Here is a 14,416-nt window from a genome sequence, read left to right as displayed (position 1 = left end):
TCAGCTCCCCAGCAAACGCAGCATTTCAGCTTCGTCGATAACTTCAATACCCAGTTCCTGCGCCTTCGCCAGTTTAGAGCCTGCAGCTTCTCCGGCAATCACCAGATCGGTTTTCTTCGACACGCTGCCCGCCACTTTCGCGCCCAGTTCGACCAGTCGAGCTTTAGCGTCATCACGCGACATCTGACTTAAGCTACCGGTGAGCACCACAGTTTTACCGGCAAACGGGCTGTCGATCTCTTCCGCGTTAATCACCACCGGCTCAGGCCAGTAAACGCCTTCCGCCAACAGCTCGCTGATGACATTGCGGTTGCTTTCTTCGGCAAAGAAGTTGTGAACATGAGATGCCACCACGATCCCGACGTCTGGCACTTTTTGCAGCTCTTCAATCGAGGCTGATTCCAGCGCTTCCAGCGTGCCAAAATATGCCGCCAGACCGGCTGCGGTAGCCTCACCGACTTCACGGATGCCAAGGGCATAGAGGAAGCGGGAAAAGGTGGTTTCTTTCGCTTTTTCCAGCGCGTTAACCACATTTTGTGCCGATTTCGGCCCCATTCGCTCCAGCCCAGTAAGTTTGCCTGCGGTGAGTTTGAACAGGTCCGCCGGAGTGTGGACGTATTCTTTTTCAACTAGTTGGTCGATAATTTTGTCACCCATGCCATCAACGTCCATCGCACGACGGGAAACAAAGTGTTTCAGTGATTCTTTACGTTGAGCACCGCAAATCAGGCCACCAGTACAGCGAGCCACGGCTTCGCCTTCTACACGTTCCACGTCAGAACCACATACCGGACAATGCGTCGGGAATACAACCTCACGGGTATCTTCCGGTCGTTCAGAAAGCACAACGTTAACCACTTGTGGGATCACGTCACCTGCGCGGCGAATCACCACTTTATCGCCAATGCGTAAACCGAGACGTTCAATTTCGTCGGCGTTATGCAGTGTGGCGTTGCTCACCAGCACGCCTGCAACATGGACAGGTTCCAGACGCGCAACGGGCGTAATCGCACCTGTACGCCCAACCTGAAACTCTACATCACGCACAAAAGTCATTTGTTCCTGCGCAGGGAATTTAAACGCAACAGCCCAGCGCGGGGCGCGGGAAACAAAGCCAAGTTGCTCCTGCTGCGCCAGCGAGTTGACCTTAATGACTACACCGTCAATATCAAAGCCCAGCGTCGGGCGGTCTTCTTCCACTTTGTGGTAAAACGCCAACACATCTTCTGCTGATTCGCAAAGCGTTACCCGATCGCTGACTGGTAATCCCCACGCTTTAAACTGCATTAAGCGGCCCAGATGAGTGTCCGGCAGTTCGCCACCTTCAAGTACGCCAACGCCATAGCAGAAGAAAGTAAGCGGTCGCTTCGCACTAATACGCGGATCAAGCTGGCGCAGAGAACCTGCCGCCGCATTACGTGGGTTAGCAAACACTTTTCCGCCCGTGCGTCGCGCCTCTTCGTTAATCTTCTCAAAGCCCGCCTGCGGCAGGAACACTTCACCACGCACTTCCAGACGTGCTGGAATATTCTCACCATGCAGTTTCAGCGGAATGGCGCGAATGGTACGCACGTTAGACGTGATGTCTTCCCCAGTAGTGCCATCGCCACGGGTTGCCGCGCTTACCAGTACACCATTCTCATACAGAATGCTGACGGCAAGCCCATCGAGCTTTAACTCGCAGCACCAGGTCACTTTTTCGTTGCTTTTCAGACGATCCTGTACGCGTTTGTTGAAGGCGAGAAAACTCTCTTCATCAAATACGTTATCCAGCGACAGCATTGGTACTTCATGACGGATCTGGCTAAAGGCTGCCAGCGGCGCAGCACCTACACGTTGGGTAGGTGAATCAGGGGTAATCAGCTCTGGATGTTTGGCTTCCAGCTCACGTAACTCGCGCATCAGCCTGTCGTATTCAGCGTCGGGAATTTCCGGCGCATCCATCACATGATAAAGATATTCATGGTGGCGAAGCGTCGTTCGCAGTTCTGTCAGTTGTTGTTCGATTGATTCCATATCGCACCATCAATGCTAAAAACCCCCGACAAGCGGGGGTTCGAAAAGAAGTTAATTTGCCTTAAGTGTATCAGGCGTTGGCGTCTTTGACTTCGCGGATGATGTCCTGGTACTCGCGCAATTTCTGCGGAGTCATCATACGGCGCTGATCGTCAAGCACTACGCCGCCTACTTCATCGGCAATATGCTGCGCGGATTGCAGCATCAGCTTGAAGTTTTGCAGTTCATCACCGTAAGACGGCACCTGCATGAAGATAGTGACACCCGGCGTTGTGAAATCCTTCATTTCAGGATCAAAGGTTCCCGGTTTCACCATATTCGCCAGGCTGAATAATGCCGGGCCGCTGCCATCCGGGCTCAGATGGCGATGATAAATATTCATATCGCCAAAGATAAAGCCCGCCTGTTGAATGCTATTAAGAAGCAGTTCGCCGTTCAGCTCGCTACCGTGATGCGCCGCGACGTTCATGATGATCACCGCTTCTTTGCGCTTCGGCTTATCCATCACAGGCGCTGGTTCAGCTACAGGTTCAGGCTGCGGTGCCGCTACAGGTTCCGCGGTCTGGAAAGTAGGCTGCGGAGCTGGAGGCACCTGCGAAGCAACCGGCTGTTCAGGCTGCGGCGGGTAAGCCGGCTGCTGTACTGGCTGCGGTTGTTGCACTGGCTGCGGTTGCTGAACAGGCTGCGCTGAATGCGGAGCATGTTGCGGCGGTACCTGCGCTTCAGGCGGCTGCTGAACCGGTTGACGCGGTTGCGCAGACGCATAAGGCGGTTGGTACTGGTGTTGCGGCGACGGACGAGCAGCCTCATGCTCCTGGGCGTTAGCCGGGGCATGATTTACGCGGTGAACACGAACCTCACCAACGCCCTCATCATCTTCGACATCCTCGTCATAAGAATCGTCGTCACGTTTTGACTTCATTCGTTTTAGTGGCCGATCGCGAAACATAGAAGAGCGTTCTTTACGGCTGGTCCAGAAACCATGTACCAGTAAAGCGATTATGGCGATCGCGCCAACAATGATTAATATCAGACGCAAATCCTGCATCATTATATTCTCTGTTGTTCTAACACCTTGCCACCACGGCAAACATTTACTCACTAAGAGTATTTGTCGATTACCTCAAGTGCAAGTGCACTATTAACTTTCACAGCACAAAGATAGATGAAATCGTGCTTTTTGCTGGTTTTTCGAACATATCCTAACTGTCCATTGCGCAAATACCCGGTAAAATACGCAGAACTTTCCTGGGATTGGTCAAAAGGAGCATATCCTGATTATGGTTTCAACATTCACATCTGCCTCACGCAGCGGTTTTTACTATTTTGCGCAAGGCTGGAAGCTCGTCTCGCAACCTGGGATTCGCCGTTTTGTCATCTTACCGCTGTTGATCAATATCTTGTTGATGGGAGGCGCGTTCTGGTGGCTCTTTAGCCAGCTGGATGTTTGGATTCCGTCGTTAATGAGTCACGTACCTGACTGGCTGCAATGGTTGAGCTATTTGCTGTGGCCTGTAGCGGTTATCTCCGTGCTACTGGTTTTTGGCTATTTTTTCTCCACCATCGCCAACTGGATTGCCGCACCATTTAACGGTTTGTTGGCTGAACAACTGGAAGCAAGACTGACTGGCGCTACGCCACCGGATACCGGTATTTTCGGCATCATGAAAGATGTGCCGCGGATTATGAAACGTGAATGGCAAAAGTTTGCCTGGTATCTGCCGCGCGCGATTGTATTGCTGATCCTTTACTTCATCCCTGGCATTGGGCAAACCGTCGCACCGGTGCTGTGGTTCCTGTTCAGTGCCTGGATGTTAGCCATCCAGTACTGCGACTATCCGTTCGATAACCACAAAGTGCCATTCAAAGAGATGCGCACTGCCCTGCGCACGCGCAAAATCACTAATATGCAGTTTGGTGCTTTAACCAGTTTGTTCACGATGATCCCGGTACTCAACCTGTTCATCATGCCGGTGGCCGTTTGTGGCGCTACGGCGATGTGGGTCGATTGCTACCGCGCTAAACATGCATTATGGCGGTAACAATTTACCGATTATTTTGTAAACATTATGTGTGGAACAGGGGTGGCTTATGCCGCCCCTTATTCCATCTTGTGAGCCATTATTTCCCTTCTGCATATAGATATGCTAAATCCTTACTTCCGCATATTCTCTGAGCGGGTATGCTACCTGTTGTATCCCAATTTCATACAGTTAAGGACAGGCCATGAGTAAGATTTTTGAAGATAACTCGCTGACTATCGGTCACACACCGCTGGTTCGCCTGAATCGCATCGGTAACGGACGTATTCTGGCGAAGGTGGAATCCCGAAACCCCAGCTTCAGCGTTAAGTGCCGTATCGGTGCCAATATGATTTGGGATGCCGAAAAGCGCGGCGTACTGAAGCCGGGCGTGAGTTGGTGGAGCCAACCAGCGGCAATACCGGGATTGCACTGGCGTATGTGGCTGCCGCTCGCGGTTATAAACTCACTCTGACCATGCCGGAAACCATGAGTATTGAACGCCGCAAGCTACTCAAAGCGTTAGGTGCAAACCTGGTGCTGACCGAAGGTGCTAAAGGCATGAAAGGTGCGATTCAAAAAGCGGAGGAAATTGTTGCCAGCAATCCAGAAAAATACTTGCTGCTGCAACAATTCAGCAATCCGGCAAACCCGGAAATTCACGAAAAAACCACCGGCCCGGAGATCTGGGAAGATACTGACGGTCAGGTCGATGTGTTTATTGCTGGTGTCGGCACTGGCGGTACGCTGACCGGCGTCAGCCGCTACATTAAAGGCACCAAAGGCAAGACTGACCTCATCTCTGTTGCCGTAGAACCAACCGACTCTCCCGTTATAGCCCAGGCGCTGGCAGGTGAAGAAATCAAACCCGGGCCGCATAAAATCCAGGGCATCGGTGCTGGCTTTATCCCGGCTAACCTTGATCTCAAACTGGTCGACAAAGTTATTGGCATCACCAATGAAGAAGCCATCTCTACTGCGCGTCGCCTGATGGAAGAAGAAGGCATTCTTGCCGGGATCTCTTCCGGCGCGGCTGTTGCTGCGGCGTTGAAACTACAAGAAGATGAAAGCTTTACCAATAAGAATATTGTGGTTATTCTACCATCATCGGGTGAGCGTTATTTAAGCACTGCACTGTTTGCCGATCTCTTTACCGAGAAAGAACTGCAACAGTAATGCCAGCTTGTTAAAAATGCGTAAAAAAGCACCTTTTCAGGTGCTTTTTTGTGGCCTGCTTCAAACTTTCACCCCTCCTGGCATTGATTCAACTTGTCGGAACTGGTATTTAACCTGACTAATTATTTTGATGCGCGAAATTAATCGTTACAGGAAAAGCCTTAGCTGAATCGATTTTATGATTTGGTTCAAGTCTTCCTTTAGCGGCATAATGTTTAATGATGAACGAAACGTCAGCGGCCAACATCCGCCAGCAATGGACTGTATAGAGCACTTCGTGCGTCGCGTCTGTTAAAACTGGCGCTAACAATACAGGCTAAAGTCGAACCGCCAGGCTAGACTTTAGTTCCACAACACTAAACCTATAAGTTGGGGAAATACAATGTTCCAGCAAGAAGTTACCATTACCGCTCCGAACGGTCTGCACACCCGCCCTGCTGCCCAGTTTGTAAAAGAAGCTAAGGGCTTCACTTCTGAAATTACTGTGACTTCTAACGGCAAAAGCGCCAGCGCCAAAAGCCTGTTCAAACTGCAGACTCTGGGCCTGACTCAAGGCACTGTTGTGACTATCTCTGCAGAAGGCGAAGACGAGCAAAAAGCGGTTGAACATCTGGTTAAACTGATGGCGGAACTCGAGTAATTTTCCGGGTTCTTTTAAAAATCAGTCACAAGTAAGGTAGGGTTATGATTTCAGGCATTTTAGCATCCCCGGGTATCGCTTTCGGTAAAGCTCTGCTTTTGAAAGAAGACGAAATCGTCATTGACCGGAAAAAAATTTCTGCCGACCAGGTTGATCAGGAAGTTGAACGTTTTCTGAGCGGTCGTGCCAAGGCATCTGCCCAGCTGGAAACGATCAAAACGAAAGCTGGTGAAACGTTCGGTGAAGAAAAAGAAGCCATCTTCGAAGGGCATATTATGTTGCTCGAAGATGAGGAGCTGGAGCAGGAAATCATAGCCCTGATTAAAGATAAGCACATGACCGCTGATGCAGCTGCTCATGAAGTTATCGAAGGTCAGGCTTCTGCCCTGGAAGAACTGGATGACGAATACCTGAAAGAGCGTGCGGCCGACGTACGTGATATCGGTAAGCGCCTGCTGCGCAACATCCTTGGGCTGAAGATCATCGACCTGAGCGCCATTCAGGATGAAGTAATCCTGGTTGCCGCTGACCTGACGCCGTCTGAAACCGCACAGCTAAACCTGAAGAAGGTGCTGGGTTTCATCACCGACGCAGGTGGCCGGACTTCCCACACCTCTATCATGGCGCGTTCTCTGGAACTGCCAGCCATCGTGGGTACCGGTAGCGTCACCTCTCAGGTGAAAAACGACGACTATCTGATTCTGGATGCCGTAAACAATCAAGTTTACGTCAATCCAACCAATGAAGTTATTGATAAACTGCGCGCCGTTCAGGAGCAAGTTGCTTCTGAAAAAGCAGAGCTTGCTAAACTGAAAGATCTGCCAGCAATTACGCTGGACGGTCACCAGGTCGAAGTGTGCGCTAACATCGGTACTGTTCGTGACGTTGAAGGTGCAGAGCGTAACGGCGCTGAAGGCGTTGGTCTGTATCGTACCGAATTCCTGTTCATGGACCGTGACGCGCTGCCAACCGAAGAAGAACAGTTTGCTGCTTACAAAGCGGTGGCTGAAGCGTGTGGCTCACAGGCAGTTATTGTTCGTACCATGGACATTGGCGGCGATAAAGAGCTGCCGTATATGAACTTCCCGAAAGAAGAGAACCCGTTCCTCGGCTGGCGTGCTATCCGTATCGCGATGGATCGTAAAGAGATCCTGCGCGATCAGCTTCGCGCTATCCTGCGTGCCTCTGCTTTCGGTAAATTGCGCATCATGTTCCCGATGATCATCTCTGTTGAAGAAGTGCGAGCACTGCGCAAAGAGATCGAAATCTACAAACAGGAACTGCGCGACGAAGGTAAAGCGTTTGACGAGTCAATTGAAATTGGCGTGATGGTGGAAACACCGGCTGCCGCGACAATTGCGCGTCATTTAGCCAAAGAAGTTGATTTCTTTAGTATCGGCACCAATGATTTAACGCAGTACACTCTGGCAGTTGACCGTGGTAATGATATGATTTCACACCTTTACCAGCCAATGTCACCGTCCGTGCTGAACTTGATCAAGCAAGTTATTGATGCTTCTCATGCTGAAGGCAAATGGACAGGTATGTGTGGTGAGCTTGCTGGCGATGAACGTGCTACACTTCTGTTGCTGGGGATGGGTCTGGACGAATTCTCTATGAGCGCCATTTCTATCCCGCGCATTAAGAAGATTATCCGTAACACGAACTTCGAAGATGCGAAGGTGTTAGCAGAGCAGGCTCTTGCTCAACCGACAACGGACGAGTTAATGACGCTGGTTAACAAGTTCATTGAAGAAAAAACAATCTGCTAATCCACGAGATGCGGCCCAATTTACTGCTTAGGAGAAGATCATGGGTTTGTTCGATAAACTGAAATCTCTGGTTTCCGACGACAAGAAGGATACTGGAACTATTGAGATCATTGCTCCGCTCTCTGGCGAGATCGTCAATATCGAAGACGTGCCGGATGTCGTTTTTGCGGAAAAAATCGTTGGTGATGGTATTGCTATCAAACCAACTGGTAACAAAATGGTCGCTCCGGTTGACGGCACCATTGGTAAAATCTTTGAAACCAACCACGCGTTCTCCATCGAATCTGATAGCGGCGTTGAGTTATTCGTTCACTTCGGTATCGACACTGTTGAACTGAAAGGCGAAGGCTTCAAGCGTATTGCTGAAGAAGGTCAGCGCGTGAAAGTTGGCGATACTGTGATTGAATTCGATCTCCCGCTGCTGGAAGAGAAAGCCAAGTCTACCCTGACTCCGGTTGTTATCTCCAACATGGACGAAATCAAAGAACTGATCAAACTGTCCGGTAGCGTGACTGTGGGTGAAACCCCGGTTATTCGCATCAAGAAGTAATTCTTGCCGCAGTGAAAAATGGCGCCAATCGGCGCCATTTTTTATGCTTCCGCCAACGGCGGCAAAATCAATTCATCGCTCTCATGTTGCTGGGTGTAGCGCATCACCTCCAGCACGCGTAAGCCTGCGCTATGTACCGCGTCAGTCAATTCCTTACCTTTCAACAATCCACTGATAAGCTGGGCGCAAAACAGATCGCCTGTACCTTTCAGATCGGTTTTTACCCGAGAATGGGAAATGACATTCACGCTGTCGGCACTGACCACCACCACCTGCATCTCCTGATTTTCTTCGTTACCAGAGGCGCTGGTAATAACCACCCATTTTAATGGGTCTGAAAGCAAACTTTTTGCTGCGGCAATGGCGCTGTCGAGATCGCGGCAGTTTTTACCGGTCAGGATTTCCAGCTCAAAGATATTTGGTGTAATTCCCTGCGCCAGTGGCAACAAATATTGCCGATACGCCTCCGGAAGATCAGGTTTGACGTAGATACCGCTATCAATATCGCCAATGACCGGATCGACCATAATCAATAAGTCAGGATGGTTTTCGCGTAATACAGTCAGCCACTCGGCAAGTATTTTGATTTGCGACGCGGTTCCCATATAACCGGTGGTGACAGCGCGCAGCTGGCGCAGCGCATCACGCTCCTGTAGTGCACGTAAATAGCCGCTAAACCATTCGTCCGGAATCGCACCACCGTAGAACGTATCATAATGTGGCGTATTGCTTAGCAACACGGTCGGCACGGCAAAGACATTCAGGCCGTTCTGTTTAATAGCAGGCACGGCAATGCTGTTGCCTACGCTGCCATACACCACCTGCGACTGCACAGCGACAATATCCGCCTGCAACGCTCTGCTCTTATCGTTAAACAACAACAAACTACTCATTTAATTTTTCTCCTTGCCGATGATCCTCATCGCATCCCAACCGAAACTTTACCTGATTTTGGCAGTCAAATCGGCTATCACAAAACAAGGATATGGTAATTCAGTGAAGAAAATCATTTGTCTGGTCATTACGCTGTTGATGACACTCCCCGCTTACGCGAAGTTAACTGCCCACGAAGAAGCCCGTATCAACGCCATGCTGGAGGGATTAGCACAGAAAAGGGATTTGATATTTGTGCGCAACGGTGATGAACATACTTGTGATGAAGCAGTTTCGCATCTGAAGTTGAAGCTCGGCAACACGCGCAACCGCATTGATACCGCCGAGCAGTTTATTGATAAGGTGGCTTCGTCGTCATCGATTACCGGTAAGCCTTACATCGTGAAGATGCCCGGTAAGAGCGATGAAAATGCGCAACCTTTTTTACATGCGCTGATTGCGCAGACGGATAAAACAGTGCCTGCGCAATAATCTTAAATCCCCGCCCCCTGGCTAAAATGCTCTTCCCCGAATACCCCGGTAGAAAGGTAACGATCGCCGCGATCGCAGATGATCGCCACCACTACCGCGCCGGGGTTAGCTCTTGCCACGCGTATCGCGCCAGCAACCGCACCGCCTGAACTCACCCCGCAGAAAATCCCTTCCCGCACCGCCAGTTCGCGCATGGTGTTTTCCGCATCGCGCTGATGAATATCCAGTACCTCATCCACCAGCGATGCGTTAAAGATGCCTGGCAGATATTCCGCAGGCCAGCGGCGGATGCCGGGAATGCTGCTGCCCTCTTCCGGTTGCAGGCCAACAATGGTCACCGGTTTGGATTGTTCGCGCATAAAGCGTGAAACGCCGGTGATAGTGCCGGTCGTCCCCATGCTGGAGACAAAATGAGTGATGCGCCCGCCGGTTTGCTGCCAGATTTCCGGCCCGGTGGTGGTGTAATGGGCGTAGGGATTATCAGGATTATTGAACTGATCGAGCAGCTTGCCTTCACCACAATTCGCCATTTCAAGCGCCAGATCGCGCGCACCTTCCATGCCCTGCTCTTTGGTGACAAGAATCAGTTCCGCACCATAAGCACGCATCGCCGCACGGCGTTCCTGGCTCATGTTGTCGGGCATCAGCAATTTCATGCGATAGCCTTTAAGCGCGGCAATCATTGCCAGCGCAATGCCGGTGTTACCACTGGTGGCTTCGATTAACACGTCGCCCGGTTTAATTTCCCCGCGCTTTTCCGCCTCGGCGATCATCGATAGCGCCGCACGATCTTTCACCGAGCCTGCCGGGTTATTGCCTTCCAGTTTTAACCACACTTCACTGCCGTTATCCGGCCCCATTCGCTGCAACTTCACCAGAGGCGTATTGCCAATTGTTTGTTCTAATGTACTCACGATCTCTGTCCATACGTGGTGTTGCCTGATGCGACGCTTGCGCGTCTTATCTGGCCTACAGGTTACAAACCTTGCCATTAAAAAGCCCGGATCGCGGGAAGCGCCTCCGGGCGTTTAACATTCACTCAACCTATCAGGCGCTTTGTGCGAGAGCAAGTTCCTCATCGCGGGTTTCAATACGCTCGTCACCGTTATACAGCCGCGCATGTTGCAGCCCGACGAACAAACGATCGCCGCGCACTGGCGCATCATCGCCACGCATTACCACGGTGAGCGGATCTTCATACCACCCCAGCGGCTGCACAACTAATTGGGTGTAGTGGCCTTTCGGGCTGGCTTCCAGCACCTGGACCGGCAGTGGCGATTCAAGGCTGGTGCGGCGGCTGATATCCACTTCCCACGGGCGCAGGAAGAGATCCACCGGCCCCTGATACGCAGGCGTGTAGCCCAGCGGCCAGCGATGTGCGCCAACGTGGAACTGCCCACCGCGAATGGTGCCACGCAGACGGTTTACTTCGCCCATAAATTCGAGCACAAAACGGGTCGCCGGTTCGCGCCATACCTGGTCCGGCGCATCAGCCTGTTCGATATTGCCCTGGCTCATCACCACCACGCGGTTGGCGACTTCCATCGCTTCTTCCTGGTCGTGGGTAACGAACACGCTGGTGAATTTCAGTTCTTCATGCAGTTGACGCAGCCAGCGACGCAGCTCTTTACGCACCTGCGCATCCAGCGCGCCAAACGGTTCATCGAGCAGCAGAATTTGCGGTTCCACGGCAAGCGCACGCGCCAGCGCCACGCGCTGTTTCTGGCCGCCGGAAAGCTGCGCCGGATAACGATCCGCCAGATGGGCAAGCTGCACCATCTCCAGCAATTTTGTCACTTTCGCTTTGATAGCTGCGGCATTCGGGCGCTCGCGACGCGGCAGCACCGTCAGGCCAAAGGCGATATTGTCGAACACCGTCATATGGCGGAACAGCGCGTAATGCTGAAACACGAATCCCACTTTACGATCGCGCGCGTGCAGGCGGCTGACGTCGGTGCCATGGAAGCGAATATGCCCACTGGTTTGATGCTCCAGCCCGGCAATAATGCGCAGCAGCGTGGTTTTCCCGGAACCAGACGGCCCCAGCAACGCGACCATCTGACCTGAAGGAATATCCAGTGAGATATCGTTCAGCACCTGGGTGCGACCAAAAGACTTCTTAATATTGGCAATCTCAATGCTCATGATGTTCCTCCTGCTGCGCGCGTTTTTCCTGATTCTCCAGGCGCCACTGCAACATACTCTTTAAAAACAGGGTGATAATCGCCATCAGCGTCAACAGCGCAGCAGCGGTAAAGGAGCCGACGGTGTTGTAGTCCTGCTCCAACAATTCAATCTGTAACGGCAGCGAAAGTGTTTCGCCGCGAATCGAGCCGGAAACCACCGACACTGCGCCAAACTCGCCAATCGCGCGGGCGTTGGTCAGCACCACGCCATAAAGCAGCGCCCAGCGAATATTCGGCAATGTGACGCGACGGAACATCTGCCAGCCAGACGCGCCAAGCAAAATCGCCGCTTCGTCTTCCTGGCTGCCCTGGCTTAACATCACCGGCACCAACTCGCGCACCACAAACGGGCAGGTGACGAAGATAGTGACCAGCACCATTCCCGGCCAGGAGAACATAATTTGCAGATTATGTTCATCCAGCCAGCCGCCCAGCGGGCCGTTAGAGCCGTAGAACAGCAGATACACCAGGCCTGCGACCACCGGAGAGACGGCAAACGGGATATCCAGCAGCGTCAGCAGCAACTGACGCCCAGGAAAATCAAAACGTGTCACCAGCCAGGCCAGCAGGATGCCGAACACCAGGTTCACCGGCACGGCAATCAGCGCAATCATCACCGTTAGCCAGATGGCGTGCAGCATGTCTGGATCGGCCAGATTCTGTAAAACCGGCATCAACCCTTTGCTGAATGCCTGTACGAAGATGTAAATCATCGGCACCAGCAGGATGAACGCCGAAACCAGCATCCCGATGCCAATCAGAAACCATTTGCCCCAGTTAATCGGGCGCGCGTCATAACGCTTCAACTGTGTCACTTCCGCCATTAATGACCTACCACACGCCGACCAAAGCGACTTTGCAGAGTGTTAATTGAGAACAACAGCAGCAGGGATGCCGCGAGGATCACCGAAGCAATCGCGCTCGCCGCCGGGTAATCAAACTCCTGTAAGCGAACAAAAATCATCAGCGACGTCACTTCCGTCTTCCAGGCGATGTTCCCGGCGATAAATATCACCGCGCCAAACTCACCGAGGCTACGGGTAAACGACAGCGCCACGCCCGCCACCAGCGCCGGAGAAAGTTCCGGCAGCACCACTTTGCAGAAACTCTGCCAGCGCGTTGCGCCGAGCGTTTCTGCCGCTTCTTCATATTCCGGGCCTAACTCTTCCAGCACCGGCTGCACGGTACGCACCACAAACGGAATGCTGGTAAAGGCCATCGCCACCGCAATCCCCAGCCAGGTGTAGGTGACTTTGATATCGAACTTCGCCAGCCATTCACCGTAAAAACCGTTCACGGAAAAGAGCGAGGCCAGCGTTAAACCGGCAACTGCCGTTGGCAGCGCAAAGGGTAAATCCATCAGCGCATCAAGCAGCGTGCGACCCGGAAAGCGATAACGGGTTAAAATCCACGCCATCAGCAGACCGAAAACGCCGTTAAAAATAGATGCCACAAACGCCGACAGCAGCGTCACTTTATAGGCCGCGACCACCTGCGGGTTGGTGATCACCTCCCAGTACTGCGCCCAGCTCATCTGAGCCAGTTGCATCACCAGCGCGGAGAGTGGCAGCAGCAAAATCAGGCACACAAACAGCAGACTGGTGCCGAGGCTTAAGATAAAGCCCGGCAGCACGCGTCTTGATGAAACGGCCAACATCAGTTACGCCCCGCCGCTAACAGCTTGTCTAACTCGCCGCCGCTGGTGAAGTGGGTTTTCATCACTTCCGGCCATGAGCCAAACTTGTCTTCCACGCGGAACAGTTCGGTCTGCGGGAATTTGTCTTTCAGTTTGTCCATGACTTCCGGGTTATTCACGCGGTAGTAATAATCGGTGATGATGGTTTGCGCCTGTGGGCTGTAGAGCCAGTTCAGGTAGGCTTTGGCGGCTTTTTCCGTACCGTTGGCCTGCACATTTTTATCGACCCACGCCACCGGGAATTCCGCCAGAATGTTGGTTTTCGGAATCACCACTTCGAAGCCCTGCGCTTCATACTGTTTACGGATATTGTTCACTTCCGATTCAAAGCTGATCAGCACATCGCCCAGGCCGCGCTCGGCAAAAGTGGTGGTCGCGCCACGACCGCCGGTATCGAACACTTCAACGTTTTTCAGGAACTGAGTCATAAACTGTTCGGTTTTGGCTTTATCGCCACCGTCGGCTTTATCCGCTGCACCCCACGCGGCTAAATAGGTGTAACGCGCGTTACCGGAGGTTTTCGGGTTCGGGAAAATCAGCTTCACGTCGGAGCGCACCAGATCGTTCCAGTCGTGGATATTCTTCGGGTTACCCTTACGCACCAGGAAGCCCATGGTGGAGTAGAACGGCGAGCTATTATTCGGCAGGCGCGACTGCCAGTCCGCCGGGATCAGCTTGCCTTTGTCGTGCAGGATTTGTACGTCGGTCACCTGGTTATAAGTGACAACGTCTGCTTTTAAGCCCTGTAAAATCGCCAGCGCCTGTTTTGATGACCCGGCATGAGATTGTTTTATCGTCAGTTTGTCGCCGCCGTTATCTTTGGCCCATTGCTGTTCAAACGGCGGGTTCAGGGCGGCAAACAGCTCGCGGGAGACGTCATAAGAACTGTTCAGCAGTTCTGTTGCCTGTACATGGCCTGCCAGCAGCAGAGAAGCAACCAGCGCGAGATATTTCTTTTTCAGTAAGTTAACGGCCATTGCGCACCCTTATATAT

At 52.3% G+C, this 14,416-nt stretch carries 13 protein-coding genes and 1 pseudogene; 6 read left to right on the top strand and 8 right to left on the bottom strand.

Going from position 1 to position 14,416, the window contains the following annotated elements:
• Together ligA and zipA are read right to left on the bottom strand one after the other, a co-directional pair.
• Positions 1–2,016: an NAD-dependent DNA ligase LigA gene (ligA, locus tag AACU94_RS04050; protein WP_135488973.1), complete on the bottom strand. Its 2,016-nt coding sequence runs from the start codon at positions 2,014–2,016 to the stop codon at positions 1–3.
• A gap of 70 nt (positions 2,017–2,086) precedes the next feature.
• Positions 2,087–3,067 carry a cell division protein ZipA gene (gene zipA / locus AACU94_RS04045; protein ID WP_130221982.1) on the bottom strand — a complete coding sequence of 327 codons (981 nt, stop codon included), beginning with the start codon at positions 3,065–3,067 and terminating at the stop codon, positions 2,087–2,089.
• A gap of 229 nt (positions 3,068–3,296) precedes the next feature.
• Here zipA and cysZ point away from each other — a divergent pair, with 229 nt between their 5' ends.
• The 5 genes and pseudogenes from cysZ (at position 3,297) to crr (ending at position 8,175) form a co-directional block, all read left to right on the top strand.
• Positions 3,297–4,058, top strand: coding sequence for a sulfate transporter CysZ (gene cysZ, locus AACU94_RS04040; protein WP_130207372.1), 762 nt, complete (start codon positions 3,297–3,299; stop codon positions 4,056–4,058).
• Between the two features lie 184 nt (positions 4,059–4,242).
• A pseudogene (gene cysK, locus AACU94_RS04035) lies at positions 4,243–5,213 on the top strand (cysteine synthase A).
• Between the two features lie 382 nt (positions 5,214–5,595).
• Positions 5,596–5,853 carry a phosphocarrier protein Hpr gene (gene ptsH, locus AACU94_RS04030; RefSeq protein WP_000487600.1) on the top strand — a complete coding sequence of 86 codons (258 nt, stop codon included), beginning with the start codon at positions 5,596–5,598 and terminating at the stop codon, positions 5,851–5,853.
• Between the two features lie 44 nt (positions 5,854–5,897).
• Positions 5,898–7,625, top strand: a complete 1,728-nt coding sequence (ptsI, locus tag AACU94_RS04025) for a phosphoenolpyruvate-protein phosphotransferase PtsI (protein ID WP_000623129.1) — start codon at positions 5,898–5,900, stop codon at positions 7,623–7,625.
• Positions 7,626–7,665: 40 nt separating this feature from the next.
• Positions 7,666–8,175, top strand: coding sequence for a PTS glucose transporter subunit IIA (gene crr / locus AACU94_RS04020; RefSeq protein ID WP_000522247.1), 510 nt, complete (start codon positions 7,666–7,668; stop codon positions 8,173–8,175).
• 41 nt (positions 8,176–8,216) lie between these two features.
• Here crr and pdxK read toward each other — a convergent pair whose 3' ends face one another.
• The gene (pdxK, locus tag AACU94_RS04015) at positions 8,217–9,068 is read right to left on the bottom strand and encodes a pyridoxine/pyridoxal/pyridoxamine kinase (RefSeq protein WP_135488972.1); all 852 of its coding nucleotides are present in this window, start codon (positions 9,066–9,068) and stop codon (positions 8,217–8,219) included.
• Between the two features lie 103 nt (positions 9,069–9,171).
• Between pdxK and AACU94_RS04010 the strand changes: the two genes are divergently transcribed.
• On the top strand, positions 9,172–9,540 hold the full coding sequence (locus tag AACU94_RS04010) for a YfeK family protein (RefSeq protein ID WP_130216854.1): 369 nt from the start codon (positions 9,172–9,174) through the stop codon (positions 9,538–9,540).
• A 2-nt stretch (positions 9,541–9,542) separates the two neighbouring features.
• Here the strand turns inward: AACU94_RS04010 and cysM are convergent, their stop codons facing one another.
• The 5 genes from cysM to cysP all read right to left on the bottom strand — a co-directional run bounded on the left by cysM (position 9,543) and on the right by cysP (position 14,399).
• Positions 9,543–10,454: a cysteine synthase B gene (gene cysM, locus AACU94_RS04005; RefSeq protein WP_135488971.1), complete on the bottom strand. Its 912-nt coding sequence runs from the start codon at positions 10,452–10,454 to the stop codon at positions 9,543–9,545.
• A 133-nt stretch (positions 10,455–10,587) separates the two neighbouring features.
• Positions 10,588–11,685 (bottom strand): sulfate/thiosulfate ABC transporter ATP-binding protein CysA, encoded by a 1,098-nt coding sequence (gene cysA / locus AACU94_RS04000; protein ID WP_135488970.1) that lies wholly within the window; start codon positions 11,683–11,685, stop codon positions 10,588–10,590.
• A complete protein-coding gene (gene cysW, locus AACU94_RS03995) occupies positions 11,675–12,550 on the bottom strand; it encodes a sulfate/thiosulfate ABC transporter permease CysW (RefSeq protein ID WP_064526347.1) in 876 nt (291 codons plus the stop codon). The genes cysA and cysW overlap by 11 nt, the downstream gene beginning before the upstream one ends.
• Complete coding sequence (cysT, locus tag AACU94_RS03990; protein WP_135488969.1) at positions 12,550–13,383, bottom strand: sulfate/thiosulfate ABC transporter permease CysT; 834 nt, start codon at positions 13,381–13,383, stop codon at positions 12,550–12,552. The genes cysW and cysT overlap by 1 nt, the downstream gene beginning before the upstream one ends.
• Positions 13,383–14,399, bottom strand: a complete 1,017-nt coding sequence (gene cysP, locus AACU94_RS03985) for a thiosulfate/sulfate ABC transporter substrate-binding protein CysP (protein WP_130221987.1) — start codon at positions 14,397–14,399, stop codon at positions 13,383–13,385. The genes cysT and cysP overlap by 1 nt, the downstream gene beginning before the upstream one ends.
• Between the last annotated feature and the right edge of the window lie 17 nt (positions 14,400–14,416).

Origin of the sequence: Escherichia sp. E4702, assembly GCF_963883545.1 — a bacterium.
Taxonomy (GTDB): domain Bacteria; phylum Pseudomonadota; class Gammaproteobacteria; order Enterobacterales; family Enterobacteriaceae; genus Escherichia.
Note: the sequence above shows the minus strand (reverse complement) of the source record. Positions and strands in the feature narration are given on the sequence as shown.